This is a genomic window from Pyxidicoccus sp. MSG2, from assembly GCF_026626705.1.
Taxonomy (GTDB): domain Bacteria; phylum Myxococcota; class Myxococcia; order Myxococcales; family Myxococcaceae; genus Myxococcus.
Genome location: NZ_JAPNKC010000001.1, coordinates 1,064,355 through 1,083,917 on the forward strand (window position 1 = coordinate 1,064,355; position 19,563 = coordinate 1,083,917).

Below are 19,563 nucleotides of genomic sequence, written 5' to 3' on the forward strand. Positions count from 1 at the left end.
ACATTCGTTTGTTATCATCGACCCGATAGATGGCATCTATGATGGAGGCATGGAGCTCCGACACCTCCGGTACTTCTCCGCTGTCGCGGACACGCTGCACTTCGGGCGCGCCGCGCGGCGGGTGCACGTCTCGCAGCCCACGCTGTCGCAGCAGATCCGCCAGTTGGAGGAGGAGCTCGGCACGCCGCTCTTCGAGAGGGCACGCGCCGGGGTGCGGCTGACACAGGCGGGGGAGTTGTTCCGCACGTATGCGTCCCGCGCGCTGGAGGATGTGAATGCGGGCCTGTCCGCGGTGGGGGCGCTGCGGGGGCTCACCACGGGGGCGCTGCGAGTCGGCTACCCGCCGAGCATGCGCGGCCTCGTGGTGCCGGCGCTGGCGGCGGTGCTTCGCAGACACCCGGGGCTGGCGCTGAGCGCGGAGGAGGCGGTGGTGCGGCGGCTGGAGCGGCGGCTCGCGGACGGCAAGCTGGACGTGGGGCTGGGCTATGCGCCCGCGCGGCTGTCCGACCTGGATGCGGAGCCCGTCTTCGACAGCCGGCTCGCACTGGTGGTCGCACGGGGACATGCGCTGGCGGGCGCGGAGTCCGTGGGGGTGAAGCTGCTCGTGGAGGAGCCGTTCGCCTTGTTGTCACGCGGGCTGCGGGTGCGCTCCCGGGTGGACGCATGGTTCGCGGCGATGCGGTTCGCGCCCCGGGTGGCGCTCGAATCGAACGCGGTGGCCACGGTGCTCGCCATCGTCCGCGCGGGGCTGGCCGTCACGGTGCTTCCCGAGCCGCGGCTCGCGGACGCCGAGCGCCTGGTGGTGAAGCGGCTGTCTCCGGCGCCACGCTCCGAGCTCGCTGCACTCCTCTGGCGCAAGGGCGCGCCTCGGACGCCCGCGGCGGAGCTGTTCGCGGCGGAGGTGCGTGCGCGGGCGAAGGAGGACGCGGGGTGACGCGGGAGCCCGGTGTCAACGTCCGGGATTGCTGAGCCCTCAGGCGCGACCGAGCGTCGGACCGCAGCAGGTGTTCGCCGGGACCACCTACCCGCCCGCTGGAGCGATGTGGCTGTGCCCTGCAACTCGTCATCGTCGCCGCCAGTCGGAGACGAGCCATGCCGAAGGAGAACACCACGCTCGTCAACGGGCTGAGCCCGGTGACGAAGGAGAGCGGCGGGACGGTGGCGGGGTTTCCGGACGTGTGCAAGGCGCCAGGGCCAGGTGGGCCGGTGCCGGTGCCATTCCCCAACATCGCCAGGAGCAGGACCTGGCGGGAGGCTCCAGGTCCGTCACCATTTGAGGTGCGTCTGTCGCACTCTCCACGTCGTCGCTTGCGCGCTCCACCGGGAACGAGGCCGGCACGGCAGGAGGCGGAGTCGCCTCGGGAAACGGTGGCCCTCATGGAGCAGCTCGCCGCGCTGGGCGCTCGCGTGCACGGGCACACCTTCATGCCGCTGCCGGGCACGCCGTTCCGGGACGCTCCCGCAGGACGCGTCGACGGAGAGACACAGCGCAAGCTGGACCGGCTGGCCTCGCAGGGGCGCCTCTACGGCCACTGGACGCAGCAGGCCGCCCTCGCGGAGGGCATCGTCTCGCGCCGCAAGCCTCGCGCCACCCGGGCTCACACACCGTGACAGCACTTCTCCGAGCCACCGTCGCCCGGGGCGTTTGGCCGGACGCTTCGCCGCGATGCGCAACTTCTGCAACTGTGCTTTCCGCGACGTGCCCTCGCTGAGGCCGCGTCAGAGAGCATGGCCCGCAGAAACGCCTGCCGACTCAGGGGGTCGGGGGGATGGCCGTGTAGTATTTGCCGTCGGGCCGGAACAGCCGGTACTGCGTCGTCGCGTTGAAGTTGCCGTCGCGCTGCGTCGCTGCGCGCGGCGTCAGCATCAGGTTCGGGACCTGCGTGTCGAGGTACAACGTGAACGACACGCGGTACTCGGACTTCTCGAGCGCGACCTTCTCGCGGCGCAGAAACTGGTCGTACGCGCCAGCGTTGGCGCCGCTCTTCACCTTGCTCCAGATTTCGCGCTCGCTCTTGGTCGGTGTCAGCTTCAGCATGTCTCCAACGAGCGTGTACGTGCCACGCTCGCGGATGATTGACGTGTCGGGGTCGTGATCGACGTTGTGACGTCGCATGAACGTGTAGTTCCCCTGGCCGTCGAACGTGTACTCACGGCGGTCGTTGAGCCAGGCCGCAAACTGGCTGGGGCCCATCGCGCCGCCGGTGCTGAAGCCCCACGCGCCCGTGAGCTCCGCTGTGGATGCCGGGGCGCTTCTCGTAGCCGGCGCTGGTGTCGTGGGCGCAGGCGTGGCGGCCGGGGCCTGCGCCGCAGGCGCGGCGAACTTCAGCGATGCGAGCAGTTTGTCGACGTCCCTCTCGAAGATTGTGCCGATTGTGGTCGCGATGACGACGACGTAGCTCGCGTCGCGCGTCGCGGTGAGGATTGTGGTCGTGGCGGCGCGACCCTCGTACGTGTACTTCGTCGTGCCGCTCACGAGCTGCCAGTCTCCGCGGCTCGCAGCGGGCGCCATCGTCGGCGCCGGTGCGTCGCTCAGCACCGCCTTGATGAAGTGGCTCCACGCCTTGTCGAAGTTGGCGCGAGCGTCGCCGACGGCCGGGATGCTGCGCACGATGGTGACGGACGCGGCAGCGCCTGCCTTGTTGTTCGTGACCACGTACTCGACCGATGAGCCCTCGCGCTCGACGCGCTTCCAGCCGGAAGGCGGCGTGAAGGTCGTCACGTCGAGAGTCTCCACGTTGGGGCCCGTTGCCACACCGTGCACGAGTCCGAGCGCGACGACGATGCTGATGACAACTTGATTGAACATGACACCTCCTCAAGCACCACCGCGAGTCTCACGAAGATAGGCGAGGTCTGCGAGAGCAACCCCTACTATTCCTACGCATAGGGCGAATAGAAGGCCTGTAACGCTTCGCCGTGCCCCGTCGCGGGCAAGGACTGACCCGGCCGGGGGGCCGCGGGCGGACGTCAGTCCTGGCTCTCGATTACCTCGCGTGCCAACTGGGCGTCCCAATCCATCGCGGCAACCACTCCGAGGGCCATGCCTTCGAGCTCAGCCTCGCGTACCCGGACGCGGTGAAGGCGAAGCTCGACGACCTCGCTCGAGTGGGAGGAGGACGGAAGCCGCTATTCCAGGATGGAGCCGGTGGTGGAGGAACGGCCCATCCAACTGCGCCTTGCTTCTCCCGTGCCGACGAACCCACTGATCCGTGGACAGAGCGCGATCAGTGCTGGACGTCAGCGAGAGAGGGCGAGTTATCGGCATCCGGCACCTGGTGCTCGACATGGAGAAGATTGGAGAGGTGCCACCGGAGGACCGTCTCGTCTTCCGCCTGGCGGAGTCAGTCTCCGTGCACCTCTTCCATGAATCCGTCGTCAGTGCCGTGCTCGCCCTTCAACCCGAAGGCCTCCGCTTCACTCCCGCCAACGACTGGAGCGACTCTGCAGGATTCAAAGAAGTGCACTCCCGGCCGCCCCCGTGACGCGTGAGGTGAAGGACCCCGGCCTCAACGTCCGAGCTTGCTGAGCACGAACGCGGCGAGGAAGCCGAGGACCGTGATGAGTCCCGTCAGGTTGTGGGTGCCCTCGGTGGCTTCGGGAATCATCGTGTCCGCCAGCATCGCGAGGATGGCGCCGGCGGCGACGGCCGTGGTCCCCGCCACGACGGCTGGCGAGAGGTCTCGGAAGACGACATAGCCGACGAGGGACGCGAGCCCGGAGATGAGCGCGATGCTGCTCCATACTCCGAAGATGTACCCCTTCGATCGCCCTGCCCGCTTCATTCCCGCAGCGGAGGACAACCCCTCGGGCACATTGGAGAGGAAGACGGCTGCGACAGCCACCGTGCTCACCGCGCCACCCGCGATGAGGCTGACGCCGATGACGATGGACTCGGGGATGCCATCCAGGAGCGCGCCCACGGCAATGGCCGTTCCACTCCCTTCCGAGTCGGACTCGGAGGGCTGCTGTCCGGAGCGCTTGCGGTGTCTGGCCCCGCGGTTCGCGAGCGCGAGATTGGCCAGACTGTAGACCCCGGCGCCGGAGATGAAGCCCAGGGCCGTGGGGACGAAGCCTCCCTGGTGGAAGGCCTCATCCATCAAGTCGAAGGAGAGCGCGGAGATGAGCACGCCCGCGCCGAAGGCCATGATTCCAGCGATGAGGCGCACCGGAAGCCGGAAGGCATAGCCCACGCCCGCGCCCATCAGCAGCGCGCTCCCCGCGAGCAGTCCCCAGAGTCCTGCTTGAAGCCACAACGGCATCCCCGCACCTCCCGCGCCCGCGCAAGGGCACGTGAAACTCCGCACCGTAGCGGCCCCGGACTCCCGGTCGAGGACGTGAATCCTCCCGGGCCAGGCGAGTTGACGGCTGCTGGACGAAGCAGGTGGAACGTCGGCCATTGCAGCTCCCACGTCCACCTGGGAGATTGCTCATAAAACCCCCTACTCCGCGAGTAGTCTCCCGGGTGAGTGGAGGGAACGCACCTCCTCGCGAGGACAGTCATGGAGATGGGCAACCTGAATCCGGCGTACCTGCCCCCTGGGACGGAGGTCGGACCGTGGCGAGTGTTGGAACTGCGAGGCCGCGGCACCTACGGCACCGTCTACCGCGCCGAGAGCGTGGACGTGGCGGAGGACGTCGTCGCCCTCAAGCTGGCCCTGTACCCCTCGGATGCACGGTTTGCTCGCGAGGTGGAGCTTCTCTCCCGCATCCGCCATCCGGCCGTGCCCGCGCTCAGGGGCCATGGGCAGTGGCAGAACCCTGAGGGCCCGCCCTACCCCTGGCTCGCGATGGAGTTCGTGGAGGGCATGCAGCTCTATGAGTGGGCGCGGAAGCAGCGACCTACCTCCCGTCAGGTGCTCCAGCTTCTGGCTCAACTCGCGCGAGCGCTGGAGACCACTCATGCAGTGGGCGGAATCCACAGGGACGTGAAGGGCAGCAACGTGTTGGTGCGGCACTCGGATGGGCAGGCGTTCCTGACGGACTTCGGCTCCGGGCACCACGTGGGGGCCGCGACGCTGACGTCTCAGCCGTTCCCTCCAGGGACGCCGGCCTATCGCGCGCCGGAGGCGTGGAGCTTTGTGCTCCGCAGCGACAAGAAGATCTGGACAACACCCTATGCACCCTCCGCCACGGATGATGTCTTCGCGCTGGGAGTCACCGCCTACCGGCTGGTTGCCCAGAAGTATCCACCGTTGATGCCCCCGGAGCACAAGGCAACGGGGCGCTGGCGCCAGGAGGACAGCGGTGACCGGTCTCCAAGGGCGAGCAACAACCGTTGCACTCTGGCGTTGGCCGACCTCATTGCCCGGATGCTCGCTCTGCGTCCTGATGCGCGAGGTAGCGCGCGCGAGCTGGCCCAAGCGCTGGAGAAGGCCGCCCGGACAGTGGGGGCTGATGCGGATGTGCCGCTCTTCACCGGAGACGAGCCTCGGCCGTCTGATACCTGGCCCCCCCGTCACCCGGAGCCCCGTCCATCTCGAAGGAGACGCTGGCCCTGGCTCGCGGTGGCGAGTCTGGGTGGGCCGATGGCCCTGGGAGCTGGATGGATGCTGCGAATGCATCCTGAGGAGGAGCCCGTGACGGCGGAGGCTCCGATGAGCGTGGATGAGAGGGATGGTGGCACTGTGGCCGTGGGGGACTCGGTGCTGACAGCGCCCGTGTCCTCCACTCAGGCTCCATCCACATGGTCGCCCATCGCCCTGGATATGCCTTCCAGGCCCTTTCCAGGGCAAAGCCGACCAGATGCCACTGGTCGCTGCCCCGGCAGTTGGCAGGTTCCCATCAATGGTGGCTGCTGGGCCAGGCTGGCTGCGGACCCCAAGGAGTGCGACAAGGATAGCTATGTGTACAAGGGAATCTGTTATCTGCCCGTGTTCCCCCCCTCTCGCCCCGCTACCTCAAACCCGGCGGAGCAGCATGAAACCCGATAGCAGACGCCGCGACCCACTCGGGGCGCGGGCCCGGTCCTGTGTGTCGAGTCTCGTGGTTGCAACGCTGCTCCACTGGAACGAGGGGCTGGAGCCCCCGACCCAGGTCCCGTCCGCGTGGTCGACCATCGCAGTGGACCTTCCACCGAGGCCTCTTCCAGGACAGATACGCCCGGATGCCACGGGGCGATGTCCCCGCAGGTCTTACGTTCCCATCAATGGCGGATGCTGGAAGAAGCTGGTGGCGGATTTGAAGGACTGCGACGAAGTGGAGTACGTGTACAAGGGCACGTGTTACACGCCGGCATTCGCACCCGCCCGCCTGCCCGCCTCAAGTCGCGCGTCTGCCCCTGAAATTCCGTAGCCGTGCAGTGTCAGGTCACTCGAAAGTGAGCTCCACCTTCGACAGCACGTGGTCCAGCGCGGCGGCATGCATGACGAGGTTCTCGAACCGCTGAAGCACGGCCGGACTGGAGTCGAACAGCTTCGCCAGCTCGTCGGAGTGAGCTCCCGCGCTTGCGGTGACGGCATCGTGGAGCGCCTTCGCGTCCGCATACGCCGGCCGCACCCCATCGCGCGCGGCAATGGCCTGAAGCGCCAGCGCCGCCTTCAGTCGCCACTCGGCGTCGAGTCGCGTGGCGGCATCGGTCCTCCATCCCTCCCACGCCTCTGCCAGCTCGTCAGAGTTGAAGTCCTTCTCGACGAGCACGGGGCACTCCACCACGGCCCACCGGTGTCGAATCTCCTCATCGATGAGGCCCTGAGGCACAACCACATCCGTCCGCTCCACCAGCGCATCGAGCACCCGCTCCTGGAGCTCCCGCCGCGCCGCCACCTCGCGCTCCTCCACCAGTTCCTCAGCGAGGTTCCGCAGGACGTCATCGAGCGTGTCGCCCGAATCCAACAGCCGTGGGAGCTCCTCGGGCCCGGCCTCCAACGGCGTCACCTCGCGCGCGGCGCGGATGTCGACGATGAACCGCGCGGTGGCCCCACCCAGTGAGGCGACCGCATAGGTCTCCGGAAGCACCAGCTCCACCCCGAGGGAGAGTCCCACCACGGCCCCGACCATCGCCTCGAAGAAGCCGGGAAGCAGCGGCTCGGGCGTCACGTCGGCCCACCAGTCCGTGCGGACCGAGAACGGAATGAGCCTGCCATTGGCATAGCCCACGACATCCAGCAGCACCTCGTCTCCCGCCGCGACCTCCTCCCCGGGCGCGCGCTCCCGGCGTGGCGCCCGCTCGCGGCACAGCGCATCGAAGCGCTCCAGGATGTCCTCCTCCGTGACGGGCACCCGCGCGGGCACCGCCACCGAGAGCCCCTCCAATGAGGGGGCCCGAACGGAAGGGAGCCGGACCGCGCTGGCGCCATCCAGCGCCAGCGCGCCCGCAGAGCGCTTCAACAACATCAGCCCCTGGAGCTCTCCCAGGGACGACTCCGCTCCACCCTCAGGGGAGCCAGGCTGCATCGACATGGGACCTCACCAGAACTTGAGCTTGCCGAGCGCCTTCTTCGCGCCGTCCTTCACCGCGTGGCCAATCTTCTCCGGACCGACGGCACCCACGATGCTCGACACGGTGGAGACGGCTCCGCCCACCTGCGAGACGATGGGGATGTTCGTCGCCGCCAGCGCCGAGCCGGCCGCGGTGATGCCCGCGGTGACCTTCTTGCCCACCGACGCCTTCGGGTCTCGCAGCGTCGAGTAGAACGCCGCGCCGTCCGCCGCCGCGATGGCGACGTTGAGCCCGGGGACGAAGCGGCCGCCAGCCTTGCCCGCGACCTTCGCGGCCTTCAGCCCCTGAGATGCCATCGCCTTGGACGCGCCGCTGGCGACGGCCTTCTTCATCCGCGTGTCGGCGACGTGCTTCAGGTCCCGCACCGACACGTCACCGCCCGCCCGCAGGTACTTCTGGGCCATCTGCTTCGCGGTGGAGCCCGCCTTCCGCTGGATGTCGTGGCGGTAGTGCGCCGCGGTGTCCGGGTTCGGGTGCAGCCGTCCCGGCCGGGCCGCCTGCCCGTCGATGGCGTCGCGGAAGCCCTTCGTCACGGCCTTCACGTTCTTCCGGGCGTCGCGCAGCTCCGCGAAGCCCTTCGCGGTGTTGAGGCCCACGGACGCGAAGCTGGCCGTCGACCCCAGCGCCTTCTCCGCACGCTCGCGGTTCCAGCCCTGCCGGAAGCCCGCGCGGAGGTCGCTGACCATCGACGCTCCGGCGAACGGGAGCTGCGCGACGCCGAGCGCACCACCCAAGCCCGAGGCCGTCCGCGTGAAGGGGCTGTTGCGCGCGGTGACGGTGCGGTGCGCGTTCTTCGAGATGTCCCAGGGGCCGAACTGGAGCTTCTCGGTCCGCACGTCGCGGCCGCCCTTCGCGATCATCCCGAGGTCGGCCACGCTCTTCACGCCGTTTGCGCGCAGGCCGTTGCCGTCGTTCTTCTCCGCCACTCGGTCGATGACGTCCTTCTTCGGCTCCTTCTTCTTCGGCTCGGCCTTGTGCGGCTTCGGCTCGGGCTTCTTGATGGGAATCCTGGGGGCGTCTCCAATGGGTCGCATGGGCGGGGGCTCCGGGGGGAGTGTTCGATGTGTATTGTCGACAGGCGGGATTTCGAGTTGCGCAATGACTCTCAATCACCGACACATTTCACAGACACATCAAAAGCAAAGACAATACAATTCCATCCACTCACACCGTGGACTGGAAGGAACGAGAAAAGGGCTGCCTCGTTTCCAGGACACGCACGCACGCCAGGTGGCGCACGAGAATCGGCGGACGCGCGCGCCCACCACACAAACCCTTGATATCCGTGCACTTTCCGCCGCTCCGGGCGCCGTGCCTCTACAGAGGCGTCGGGTCGCGCATGGCGGTGCGGATGCTCAGGTCGAGCTGGCTCTGGAGCTCCCGCAGCAAACTGCCGAGCGCGGGCGTGTCCACGCCGATGCGGGCCGCAAGCCGCACGCGGACCTCGTTGCGCAACCACTCACGCGACTGCGCGAGCCAGCGCTTCACGGTGGAGCGGTCGACGCGGTAGGCGCGGGCAATCTGCGCCGTCCCCAGGCCCTCCACCAGGTGCAGCCGCAGCAGCGTCCTGTCCCGAGGCGGCAGCGCCTTCAGCGCCTCCTGGAACACCTCGGTGAAGTCCTTCCGGTAGCGGTCCTTGATGTAGCGCCGGTCGGCATCGTCGGTGGGCGCGGCGACCTCTTCCAATTGGGAGTCGTCCAGGCCGACCGCCCCCTTCCGCTCACGCAACATGTTCAGCGCGGTGCGCAGGGCCGCCACGCGAAGCCACGCCAGCAGCGTGCCCTGCCCGGCGTAGTCCAGAATCCGGGGCGGCCGCGCTCCCTCGGGAACGAAGAGCTTCACCCGCAGGAACTGAAGGGCCTCGTCCGCGGTGGTGACGTCCAGGCCCCTCAGCAGCAGGGACTTCTTGAGCGGAGAAATGAAGCGTGACTCGAACGCGGCAAGCGCCGCCGCGTCGCCCCGAGCACACGCCCGGGCGAGGGCCAGGTCTTCCTGAGGGTCCGTGTCGTTCATCGTCATGACCACCCGCGTCGGCTATCGTTCCCTCGTCATGGACTGCCTCGACACCCGACAACTCTTCGCCTTCGCACGGGGCGAGCTGGGCGCCGGAGAGGCCGTGACAGTGGAGCAGCATCTGGATTCCTGCGCCGTCTGTCGAGCGCTCCTCGCCGAAGCCGCGCGGGCCCAGGACGACGAGGACCCGCGGAGTTCCAGCACCGAGGAGGCCGAAGGCCCTACACCGCCCATGCGCCCATGGCTCCAGCGGGGGGCCCTGCTGGGGCGCTACGTGGTGCTCGAGCGGCTTGGCGCGGGAGGGATGGGCGTCGTCCACGCGGCGTATGACCCCGAGTTGGATCGCCGGGTCGCGCTGAAGCTGATTCGCATCGATGCGATTCGCCCCGCCCGGCAGGAAGAGGCCCAGGCGCGGTTGCTGCGGGAGGCGCAGGCCACCGCGCGCGTCGTCCACCCCAACGTGATTACGATTCACGACGTGGGCCGCTTCGGGGAGCACGTGTTCCTCGCCATGGAGCTCGTGGACGGCACCACGCTTCGCGAGCACATGCGCCGTCAGGAGAGCCCCCGGGACTGGCGCGCGCTGCTGGAGCTGTTCCTCCAGGCGGGGCGGGGACTGGCCGCGGCGCACGCGCAGGGGCTCGTCCACCGGGACTTCAAGCCCGACAACGTCCTCGTGGGCCGGGACGGACGCGTCCGCATCACCGACTTCGGCCTCGCGCGCATCGTCCAGGGACTCGAGGACGCCCAGGAGCCCACGCCCGAGCCCCGCGCAGGCGGTCTTCGGGCTGAGTCCCTCACACGCTCGGACCTGGTGCTGGGCACGCCGGCCTATATGGCGCCCGAGCAGACTCGCGGGGCGACACCCGATGCCCGCAGCGACCAGTACAGCTACTGCGTCGCGCTGCATGAAGCGCTGTATGGCCGGCGCCCGTCCCCTGCCGATGCCGCGAGCGGAGTGCGCCCCACGCGTGAAGCGGGTGTGCCGGCCTGGGTGCACAGGGCGCTCCTCCAGGGACTTTTGACGTCGCCGGAGCAGCGCCACGCCTCCATGGACGCGCTGCTCCGGCAGTTGGGCCGCGCGCCGGGCGCGACGTGGCGCAGGGCGGGAGTGGCCGCGGCCACGGGGCTGGTCCTCGTCGCCGGGGGCGCGGCGCTGAATCGGTCCACGTCGGGGGACCCATGCGAAGGCAGTGCGCAGGCGCTCGCCGGTGTGTGGGATGCGCCCCGGAAGAGCGCCGTGCGGACCGTCTTCGCGGCGAGCCCCCTTCCCTTCGCACCGAGCGCCTGGCGCGAGGTGGAGCGCACGCTGGATGGCTACTCGCGCGACTGGGTGGCCGCGAGCCACGAGGCCTGCGTCGCCACGCGGGTGACGGGACTCCAGCCGGAGCGGCTGCTGGACAGGCGCGTCATCTGCCTGGACCAGCGCCTCAAGGACTTGTCGGCCGTCGTGGACACGCTGGCGGGCGCGGATGCCCAGGTCATCCAGAACGCGGCGCGCGCGGCGCATGGCCTGGAGAGCCTGGCCCCGTGCGCGGACCTCGCGACGCTCGCCTCGCCGGAGCCGCCGCCCCTGGATGAACCGACGCGGCGCCGGATGGAGGGCATCCGCACCGGGCGCGCGGCGGTGCGGGCGAAGCTCAACGCCGGGCAGGTGATGCCCGCGCTGGAGCTCGCGAGCACGGTGGCCAGGGAGGCCCATGAGGTGGGCCATGGCCCGCTGGAGGCCGAGGTCCTCGACCTCCTCGCGGAGGCGCAGGGCCAGGCGCGGCAGTACCGCGATGCCATCCGGACATTGCACCGGGCCATCCAGGCCGCGGAGTCCAGCCGGCATGACCGGCAGGCGGCGGAGTCCTGGGCCGCGCTGGTGCGGCTGCTCAGCTTCGTGGGCGCGGAACTGGACCCGGACGAGGAGACGGCGCGCCACGCGACCGCGGCGCTGAAGCGGTTGGGCGGAGACGCGCGCATCGAGGCCATGCTCTCGCGCAACCTCGTCAGCCTCCACCGCGCCCGGGGCCGGCTGGCCGAGGCCCTGGAGGAGAGCCACCGCGCGCTCGCGATGGCGAGGAAGACCTTCACGGCGGAGGAGCCGGAGCTCGCCACGGCGCTGCTCGGCGTGGGCCAGACGCTCGGGCTGCTCGGACGCCACGAGGAGGGCCTGCCCTTCCTGCTGGAGGCGGAGTCCATCTACGCGAGGACCTATGGCCCGGAGCACCCCAACCTGGCCGTCGTCCTCGACTCCATCGCCGTGCACCAGGTGCAGGCGGGAGACCCGGCTGGCGCGCTGGAGCACGGGAAGCGTGCCCTGGCCATCTTCCAGCGCGTGCTCGGCGAAGAGCACCTGACGACGGCGAGCACCTTTCACAATCTGGGCGGCTTCCTGCTCGAGCTGGGCCGCGCGGAGGATTCACTCCAGTCCTTCGAGCGCGCGGCCCGCATCCGGGAGAAGCAGCTGGGCCCGAAGGACACGAAGGTCGCCTCGTCCCTCTCCGGCATGGGACGCGCGCTCGCGAAGCTGGGGCGCTACCCTCAGGCGGCGGAGCACCACGAGCGTGCCCGGGCCATCCGCGAGCAGGCGCTGGGGCCCGGGAGCGTCCAGGTGGCCATCGACCTGCTGGGGCTGGGCATCGACTTCGTGGGAATGGGCGCGCCGCGAAGGGCCCGCGTGCCCCTGGAGCGCGCGGTGGCCATCTTCGAGCGGGAGCCGCGGGAGACGGCGGGAGCCAACCTCGCGGATGCCCGCTTCGCGCTCGCCCGGGCGCTCGCGAGCGAGCCGCGAGAGCTGGAGCGGGCGCTACCGCTCGCGGGCGCCGCCGCGGACTACTACCGGAGCCTCCCGCGAGAGCGGGGGCACCCTCCGGAGCTCGACGCCATCGAGCGGTGGCTGGAGGCCCGGGGCTCGCCTCCCTCCGCCGCCCGGTGAGCGGCCCCCACGCTCACGCGCTGGCCTTGTGCCGCTTCAATTCCTCCGCGTAGAGCTTCGCCTCTTCCGCGAAGGCCTTCGCGATGCTCGGCCGCTCACGCAAGCGCGAGAAGTAGGCGTTGATGGCGGGGTACTGCTTCAGGTCGATGGGTGTCACCTGGCACCAGTTCAGCACCGCGAACAGGTACGCGTCGGCGACGCTGAAGCCGTCTAGGAGGAACTCGCGCCCCGTCAGGTGCGCCTCCAGGTAGGCGAGGCGCGAGGCCCCCTTCTCCAGCGCGTAGGCCTTCGCCGCGTCGGGGGCCTTCTTGTCGAGAAGCGGCGCGAAGAGGGCCTTGTGCAGCTCGGTCCCGATGAAGCACAGCCACTGCTGCAGCCGCGTGCGGCCCTTGCTGTCCTTCGGGGCGAGGTTCGCCCGGGGAAGGACTTCGGCCACGTGCTGCAGGATGGCGGCGTTCTCCGTGAGGATGTCGCCATCATCGGTTCGAAGCGTCGGGACGAGGCCGAGCGGGTGCACTTCGCGGAAGTCCCCTCCCTCGGACGTGCGCTTCGTCTTCGGGTCGACCTCGATGTACGCCGCCTCCGCGCCGGCGTCGTAGAAGGAGATGCGGGTCGCCAGCGAGCAGGACAGGGGTGAGAAGTAGAGCTGCATGGGAGTGACTCCGAGGTATTGGGTCTCGTTCCCCACGTGGGAACGGACGCAACAGTGCGCACTTCGAGCCGATGCATCCAACGCATAGTTGGCATAGGCTCGATGCATGGATGACATCGGCCCTCCCCCGAACCCCCGCCTGGACATCCGAGACCTGCGCGTCGTGCTCGCCCTGGCGTCCGCCGGCACCACCGCGCAGGCGGCCACCGTGCTGCACCTCACGCAGCCCGCGGTGAGCCGCGCGCTCCTGTCAGCGGAGGACAAGCTGGGGGCGCGCCTCTTCGACCGCACGCCTCGCGGGCTCGTGCTCACCACGGCGGGAGAGCAGCTCGTCGCTGGCGCGAAGCGCCTGCTCGTCGAATGGGGGGACCTGGAGCACCGCGTGCGCACGCCGGTGGCCCCGCCCGTCCGACTCCGCCTCGTCTGCGAGTGCTACACCGCCTACCACTGGCTGCCTTCCGCGCTCGTGAAGCTGCGCCAGAGCCTGCCAGGGCTCCAGCTCGCCCTGGCGGTGGAGCACACGCAGTCCCCCGTCTCCGCGCTCGTGGCGGGAGACATCGACGTCGCCCTCATCACCTCCGCCACCGTGCCCCGCACCGGGCTCGAGGTGCGGCAGGTCTTCTCGGACGAGGTCATCTTCGTCATGTCGGCGTCGCACCCGCTGGCGTCGCGCAAGGCGCTCACGCGGGACGACCTCCGCGAGAGCACCCTGCTGACGGGACAGACGCCCCCCGCGGAGGTGCACTGGTTCATGACCCGCGCGTTCGGCCGCGAGCGGCCGAGACTCCGCTTCGAGCGGCTGCCGCTCACGGAGGCCATCCTCGACGTGGCCCGCGCGGGCATGGGCGTCGCCGTGCTCTCCGAGTGGATTGCCGGCCCCCACCTCGGCAAGGGAGACCTGGTCGCGAAGCGGCTCACGTCCGGTCCGCTGCGCAGGCCCTGGCGCATCGCCTGGCGGCCCGAGGTCGGCGACGCCGCGCTCCGCCTCGCGGCCGCCCTCGAACCCACCGTCCCTCGCGCACTCGCGGTGGGCTGAGCCCCGGCGCCACATTTAAGATTGCGCTTAATTAGCTCCGGACTTAAATACGGGGCGTGGACGCCTTCATTGCCCTCTCCGACCCCACGCGTCGGCGCATCGTGGAATTGCTCGCCGGCGGCGAGCGCTCGGCCGGGGAGCTGGGGGCGAGCTTCGACATCAGCGCCCCCGCCATCTCCCAGCACCTGAAGGTGCTGAAGGAGGCGCGCCTGGTCCAGGTCCGCGCCGAGGCCCAGCGCCGCATCTACGCGCTGGACGCCGCGGGCCTCGACGCGCTCGAGGGCTGGGTCGACCGCATCCGAGGCTTCTGGAACGAGCGGCTCGACGTGCTCGAGCAGCGACTGGCAGCGCACCCCGAAACGAAGAAACGGAGACGCCCTTGAACCCCTCCGCCCCGCCGCCCGAGGAGCGCCGCACACGTCTCGAGCGACTGCTCCCGGGCTCACTGGAGCTCGTCTGGCGCTACCTGACCGAGCCGGAGTTGCTGGCCGAGTGGCTCGCCGTCTCCCGAATCGAGCTGCGAGAGGGAGGCCGCGTCGAGCTCCAGCCGCTCCGCACGGAAGGCGCGGAGCAGCGCCCCACGGAGCGCACCGTGCAGGGCGTGGTGACACGGTGCGAGCCACCGCGCGTGCTGGCCTTCACGTGGAGCGATGTGGGGACACCCCACTCGGAGGTCACCTTCGAGCTGACGCCGCAGGGCGAGAAGGTCCGGCTCGTCCTCACGCACTGGCGCGCCCCGGTGTGCGCCGTGGCCACCGGCTCTGGCGGCCCGGTGCTCGACTCGCTCGCCTCGCGCCTCGGTGGGGAGGGGTTGCCCCGGCGTGCACGCACGCGGGTGGGTGCCCGCCCGCTCTTCAGGAGACCTTCACTCCGGGCCGTGCGCCGGGTGCATGCGACGTACACGGAGGCCGTGCGATGAACATTCCCTACGTCGTCGAGCAGACGCACCGCGGAGAGCGGACGTACGACCTGTACAGCCGGCTGCTCAAGGACCGCATCATCATGCTGGGCACGGAGGTGAACGACGATGTGGCCAACATCATCGTCGCCCAGTTGCTCTTCCTGGAGAGCGAGGACCCGGAGAAGCCCATCAGCCTCTACATCAACTCGCCGGGAGGCAGCGTCACCGCGGGGCTCGCCATCTACGACACCATGCAGTACGTGCGCGCTCCGGTGTCCACCATCTGCGTGGGGCAGGCCGCCAGCTTCGGCGCGATGCTCCTGCTGGCGGGAGCCAAGGGCCGCCGCTACGCCCTGCCGAATGCGCGCATCATGATGCACCAGCCCCACGGAGGGGCGAAGGGCCAGGCCACGGACCTCGAAATCCAGGTGCGGGAGATGCTGCGCCTCAAGCAGCGCCTCAACGAAATCACCCAGAAGCACACCGGCCACGCCCTCGAGCGCATCGAGAAGGACACCGACCGCGACTACTACATGAGCGCCGAGGAGGCCCGTCAGTACGGCATCATCGACGAGGTCGTGGTCCGCCCGCTGTCGTCCAGGGAGCCCGAGGCCCGCTAGTCAGCGTCTCGGGGAGCAGCGGAGCAGGCGCGGCCCCCAGGCCCCGTCACAACGGCCGCCATCCCCCTCCTCCTTCTGTGAACACTCCAGAAGGAGCGCCCTGAGATGTGCCACAGCCCCGGACACCGACATTCCCTTCACTGCATCCTCCCCCCCTACCTCGCCCGTCAGATTGCCCAGAACGGCTCGCCCCAGCAGCGAGCGTCCGCCCTGCGGACGATCGCCGTCGACACCACGTTCCGCGCCATGCGGGTGGCACGGAGCGGCGTGCCACAAATGCAGAGACGCATTCCCGGACCGATGGTCGTCGAGAGCCAGAAGCAGCGGACCATCTATGACGTGAAGAACTCGCAGGCCCTGCCGGGGACGGTGGTGCGCACCGAGGGCCAGGGCGACACCGGAGACCCGGCGGTCGACGAAGCCTATGTGGGCCTGGGCGCGACGTATGACCTCTACGGGGAAGTCTTCGGCCGCAACTCCATCGACGGCAACGGGATGCAGCTCCTCGCCCACGTCCACTACAGCGAGAACTACGACAACGCCTTCTGGGATGGCGAGCGCATGGTGTTTGGCGATGGAGATGGAGACCTCTTCAACCGCTTCACCATCGCAGTGGACGTCATCGGCCACGAGCTGGCGCACGGAGTCACCGAGCACGAAGGCCCGCTCACCTACTTCCTCCAGGCGGGCGCGCTCAACGAGTCGCTCTCCGATGTGTTCGGCTCGCTGGTGAAGCAGCGCCTGCTGAACCAGACGGCGGAGCAGGCCGACTGGCTCATCGGCGCGGGGCTCTTCACGGACAACGTCGAGGGCGTGGCCCTGCGCTCCATGAAGGACCCGGGCACGGCGTACGACGACGACGTGCTGGGCAAGGACCCGCAGCCGGGCCACATGCGGGACTTCGTGAGCACGTGGGAGGACAACGGGGGCGTGCACATCAACTCCGGCATCCCCAACCGGGCCTTCTGCATCGCGGCCACCCAGCTGGGAGGCTACTCGTGGGAGCGGGCCGGCCACATCTGGTACGAGGCGCTGAGAGACCCGCGGCTCCGGTCCAACTCGTCCTTCCTCTCCTTCGCGCGGCTCACGGTGATGGCGGCCGGCCGGCTCTACGGCACCGGGCAGGACGAGGAGAAGGCGATTCGCGACGCCTGGAGCCAGGTGGGCATCCGCGTCTCGCGCGAGCGGGCGGGCGAACCCGTCTGGGGCCCCGGAGTGCAGCTCCCGAAGCAGCCGCAGCAGCCCCCCGCGCACTGACGCGTTCGGAGCGAGCGATGCGAATCGAGCTCAAGCGGGAGGGAGGCCTCGCCTTCTTCCCGGGCCTCGCCAGGCCGAAGTCACTGGAGACGGGAGCGCTTCCCCCGGAGACGGCGGAGGCCATCCAGCGCGGCGTGCGCGACGCGCGCTTCTTCGAGCAGCCCGCCACCGTGGGCACGGCCACGCGGGGGGCCGCGGACCAGACGCGCTACACCGTCACCATCGAGGACGAGGGGCGGCGGCACACGGTGCAGCTCCTCGAGCCCGTGGAGGAGCCGCACCTGCGCGCCCTGCTGGAGCTGCTCAAGAAGGCGGAGAAGGAGCACCGGGCCTCGGCGCACGCGCATCCGTAGCCCGGTCGCTGACTCAGTAGACGCCGCCGAACTGCAACATGCCCTGATAGCGCCCGTCGAGCACGTCCTCGTCGGTGATGGGGGCGAAGTCCTGGCTGAAGAGGGCGTTGTAGGTGCCCCGGACCTCGGCGGTGAGGCCCGGGGTGAGCCGGTAGCGCAGGCCCGCTCCGACGGGGACGTAGCCACCCGTGTCATCGAAGTATCGGAAGGACACACCACTGCGGACGGAGTAGCGCTCCACGCCAATGCCGCCCAGCACGTAGGGCTGGAGCCGCGAGTTGGAGGTGAGGCCCACGGAGAGCGCCGCCTGGGCACCGTTGCGCACGATGTCCGGGCCGCCGACGCCGTCGCCCGACGTGTCGATGTCATTGACGCCACCGCTGTAGCCCACCTCGAAGCCGAGGATGTTCGAGGTGCGGTAGCCGATGATGGCGTCGTAGGAGAGGCCCGGATTGAGGTTGGCGGCGAGTTCGCCGGTGTAGCCCTCCGCGCCGAGCCCCAGCAGGAAATAGGGGCCCTGCCATTCCACGTACGGCTTGCTCGACACGGAGCCCTCCTGGGCGAGCGCGCTCCCTCCCACGAGCAACGCGAAGCACAGCCCCAACCGGATGCCTGCCCTCATGTCTGTCCTCCTCCACGGAAACCTGCCCGTGAAGGTGGGACTGTCGCGAAGAAGAAGACAACGGACCGCGGTGCCGCCAGGCGGGCACAGCAAGCCCTTGCACCCCCACGCATTCCACGACCAGGGCAGACCCCATGCACCTTGGAGGGACGCCCAGACTCCGAGGAAGGCTCACTGCATCCGATGAGCCGGGTGCATTCGACGCGGAATGCTGGCCGCGTGCGCAGCGTGTCCGACGTCCGCGTCCGCCCAAGCCAACTGCATTCAATCGTTCGTTTCGAACTCAATTCCTTGCCGCACAAACCTGCCCCGTGGTGATTCCAATGACACGCATGGCCATTTCCGCTCAAGACCTTTGTCCTGGAAGACCACTGCAATAGACGCCGGGCGGTCCTTTCCGACTCACCTTTCATGGTTACCTGTCGGGCACGCATCACGGAGACCCGAGCTGGAATGCCTGGGATGGGGGATTTCGGATTGGCGAGTGTCTTTGCTATGAAGGCGCCCCCTCCCCGCCAAAGGCCAAGTCCCCGTGCACCAGCCGAGCCGTTCGGGCCTCAGCCCCGCGCTGCTGTCGCTCCTGTTCTGTGCCGTCTTCCTCGCACGCTGCGCCTGCACGGACGTCACGCCTCCGGCGCCGCCTCCCGCTTCGGGTTGCGGTGCGAGTTGCCCCCAGGGCCAGACGTGCGTGGCCGACCAGTGCGTGCTGGAAACGTGCGCCGGGCAGGTGTGCAGCACTGATGAGGTGTGCCAGGAGGGCCGCTGTCTGTCGCGCGAATGCGTGGGCGTGCAGTGCCCCAGCGCCCAGGTATGCGTGGACGGCAATTGCTACCTCAAGGCCTGCGGCGGCACCGCCTGCGGTGTCAACGAGGCCTGCGTCGACGGACGCTGCCAGGACACTCGCTGCGTGGGCGTGGCCTGCCCCACCGGCCAGGACTGCGCCAACGGCACCTGCTACCCCCGCGCCTGCGGCACCGTGGCTTGCGACTCTGGCGAGGTGTGCGTGGGCAATGCCTGCGCCGAGCGCCGCTGCGTGGGCGTCGCCTGCCCCACTGGCGAGTTCTGCAGCCACGGCTCCTGCAGCAGGTGCCCTCCTGGCTTCTACTCCGAGGGGGACCGGTGCCTGCCCGAGGTGACCACCGGTGGCGACTGCACCAACGGCCGCCAGTGCGCCTCCAGCCAGTGCACCGACGGGGTGTGCTGCAACGTCGCCTGTAACTCTCCCTGCGAAACGTGCGGCGAGGACGGCGAGTGTCGTCCCTTGGCGGCGGGCCAGGGGGATGAGGCTTGCGGTACCTACGCCTGTGGCCCTTCGGGCGGATGCGAGACGGCGTGCACCTCGGATGCTCAGTGCCAGCAGGACGCAAGCTGCGTGGAGGGTGAGTGTCGCGCCGCCCGTGCCGATGCCGCCACCTGCACCTCGGGCGTGGAATGCCAGAGCGGCTTCTGCGTAGACGGCGTCTGCTGCGGCTCGGCCTGCGCGGGCGGCTGCGACAGCTGCAACCAGCCGGGGAAGCTGGGCGTGTGCTCACCCCTGCCTTCCGGGACGGTGGGAATCCCCTCCTGCGCCCCCTTCGTCTGTGACGGAGTGAGTGGCGCCTGCCCCCAGGCCTGCGCGGCCCAGGCAAGCTGCGCTTCCACTCACTACTGCGAGGAAGGCCTCTGCCTCGAGCGAAAGGACGCGGGCGGCGCCTGCACCCGCGCAGAGGAATGCGCCAGCAGCCACTGCGTGGACGGGGTGTGCT

17 protein-coding genes and 2 pseudogenes are annotated in these 19,563 nt (G+C 69.5%); 11 read left to right on the plus strand and 8 right to left on the minus strand.

What is annotated here, in order from left to right:
* Nucleotides 1-49 precede the first annotated feature (49 nt).
* The 3 genes and pseudogenes from OV427_RS04395 to OV427_RS04400 form a co-directional block, all read left to right on the plus strand.
* On the plus strand, nt 50-934 hold the full coding sequence (locus OV427_RS04395; protein WP_267854853.1) for a LysR substrate-binding domain-containing protein: 885 nt from the start codon (nt 50-52) through the stop codon (nt 932-934).
* Nucleotides 935-1,092: 158 nt separating this feature from the next.
* Nucleotides 1,093-1,233 (plus strand): annotated as a pseudogene (locus OV427_RS50705) (hypothetical protein); the annotation flags it as partial.
* A gap of 126 nt (nt 1,234-1,359) precedes the next feature.
* Nucleotides 1,360-1,611: pseudogene (locus tag OV427_RS04400) on the plus strand (TIGR04013 family B12-binding domain/radical SAM domain-containing protein); the annotation flags it as partial.
* A 142-nt stretch (nt 1,612-1,753) separates the two neighbouring features.
* Here the strand turns inward: OV427_RS04400 and OV427_RS04405 are convergent.
* Both OV427_RS04405 and OV427_RS04410 read right to left on the minus strand, forming a co-directional pair.
* The gene (locus OV427_RS04405) at nt 1,754-2,809 is read right to left on the minus strand and encodes a hypothetical protein (RefSeq protein WP_267854854.1); all 1,056 of its coding nucleotides are present in this window, start codon (nt 2,807-2,809) and stop codon (nt 1,754-1,756) included.
* Between the two features lie 700 nt (nt 2,810-3,509).
* Nucleotides 3,510-4,262: a ZIP family metal transporter gene (locus OV427_RS04410; protein WP_267854855.1), complete on the minus strand. Its 753-nt coding sequence runs from the start codon at nt 4,260-4,262 to the stop codon at nt 3,510-3,512.
* Nucleotides 4,263-4,502: 240 nt separating this feature from the next.
* On the opposite strand from OV427_RS04410, the gene OV427_RS04415 reads away from it, so the two are divergent.
* Nucleotides 4,503-5,933, plus strand: coding sequence for a serine/threonine-protein kinase (locus OV427_RS04415; RefSeq protein WP_324289927.1), 1,431 nt, complete (start codon nt 4,503-4,505; stop codon nt 5,931-5,933).
* A 376-nt stretch (nt 5,934-6,309) separates the two neighbouring features.
* Here the strand turns inward: OV427_RS04415 and OV427_RS04420 are convergent, their stop codons facing one another.
* From OV427_RS04420 to OV427_RS04430, 3 genes are all read right to left on the minus strand, one after another.
* A complete protein-coding gene (locus OV427_RS04420) occupies nt 6,310-7,401 on the minus strand; it encodes a peptidylprolyl isomerase (protein ID WP_267854856.1) in 1,092 nt (363 codons plus the stop codon).
* Nucleotides 7,402-7,407: 6 nt separating this feature from the next.
* A complete protein-coding gene (locus OV427_RS04425; RefSeq protein ID WP_267854857.1) occupies nt 7,408-8,475 on the minus strand; it encodes a hypothetical protein in 1,068 nt (355 codons plus the stop codon).
* Between the two features lie 283 nt (nt 8,476-8,758).
* Nucleotides 8,759-9,460, minus strand: a complete 702-nt coding sequence (locus OV427_RS04430) for a sigma-70 family RNA polymerase sigma factor (protein WP_267854858.1) — start codon at nt 9,458-9,460, stop codon at nt 8,759-8,761.
* Between OV427_RS04430 and OV427_RS04435 the strand changes: the two genes are divergently transcribed.
* Nucleotides 9,444-12,377, plus strand: coding sequence for a serine/threonine-protein kinase (locus tag OV427_RS04435; RefSeq protein WP_267854859.1), 2,934 nt, complete (start codon nt 9,444-9,446; stop codon nt 12,375-12,377). The genes OV427_RS04430 and OV427_RS04435 overlap by 17 nt on opposite strands.
* 13 nt (nt 12,378-12,390) lie before the next feature.
* Here OV427_RS04435 and OV427_RS04440 read toward each other — a convergent pair whose 3' ends face one another.
* A complete protein-coding gene (locus OV427_RS04440) occupies nt 12,391-13,029 on the minus strand; it encodes a glutathione binding-like protein (RefSeq protein WP_267854860.1) in 639 nt (212 codons plus the stop codon).
* A 106-nt stretch (nt 13,030-13,135) separates the two neighbouring features.
* Here OV427_RS04440 and OV427_RS04445 point away from each other — a divergent pair, with 106 nt between their 5' ends.
* The 6 genes from OV427_RS04445 (at nt 13,136) to OV427_RS04470 (ending at nt 17,196) form a co-directional block, all read left to right on the plus strand.
* Entirely contained in the window at nt 13,136-14,065 is a 930-nt protein-coding gene (locus OV427_RS04445) for a LysR family transcriptional regulator (RefSeq protein ID WP_267854861.1), read from the plus strand.
* 56 nt (nt 14,066-14,121) lie between these two features.
* On the plus strand, nt 14,122-14,448 hold the full coding sequence (locus OV427_RS04450) for a metalloregulator ArsR/SmtB family transcription factor (protein WP_267854862.1): 327 nt from the start codon (nt 14,122-14,124) through the stop codon (nt 14,446-14,448).
* Nucleotides 14,445-14,984, plus strand: a complete 540-nt coding sequence (locus tag OV427_RS04455) for an SRPBCC domain-containing protein (RefSeq protein WP_267854863.1) — start codon at nt 14,445-14,447, stop codon at nt 14,982-14,984. The genes OV427_RS04450 and OV427_RS04455 overlap by 4 nt, the downstream gene beginning before the upstream one ends.
* Entirely contained in the window at nt 14,981-15,586 is a 606-nt protein-coding gene (clpP, locus tag OV427_RS04460) for an ATP-dependent Clp endopeptidase proteolytic subunit ClpP (RefSeq protein WP_267854864.1), read from the plus strand. The genes OV427_RS04455 and clpP overlap by 4 nt, the downstream gene beginning before the upstream one ends.
* Nucleotides 15,587-15,862: 276 nt before the next feature.
* Complete coding sequence (locus tag OV427_RS04465; RefSeq protein WP_267854865.1) at nt 15,863-16,843, plus strand: M4 family metallopeptidase; 981 nt, start codon at nt 15,863-15,865, stop codon at nt 16,841-16,843.
* 17 nt (nt 16,844-16,860) lie between these two features.
* Complete coding sequence (locus OV427_RS04470; RefSeq protein WP_267854866.1) at nt 16,861-17,196, plus strand: protealysin inhibitor emfourin; 336 nt, start codon at nt 16,861-16,863, stop codon at nt 17,194-17,196.
* Between the two features lie 13 nt (nt 17,197-17,209).
* Here the strand turns inward: OV427_RS04470 and OV427_RS04475 are convergent, their stop codons facing one another.
* Nucleotides 17,210-17,818: an outer membrane beta-barrel protein gene (locus OV427_RS04475; protein ID WP_267854867.1), complete on the minus strand. Its 609-nt coding sequence runs from the start codon at nt 17,816-17,818 to the stop codon at nt 17,210-17,212.
* Nucleotides 17,819-19,165: 1,347 nt separating this feature from the next.
* Nucleotides 19,166-19,459: a hypothetical protein gene (locus OV427_RS04480; protein ID WP_267854868.1), complete on the minus strand. Its 294-nt coding sequence runs from the start codon at nt 19,457-19,459 to the stop codon at nt 19,166-19,168.
* Between the last annotated feature and the right edge of the window lie 104 nt (nt 19,460-19,563).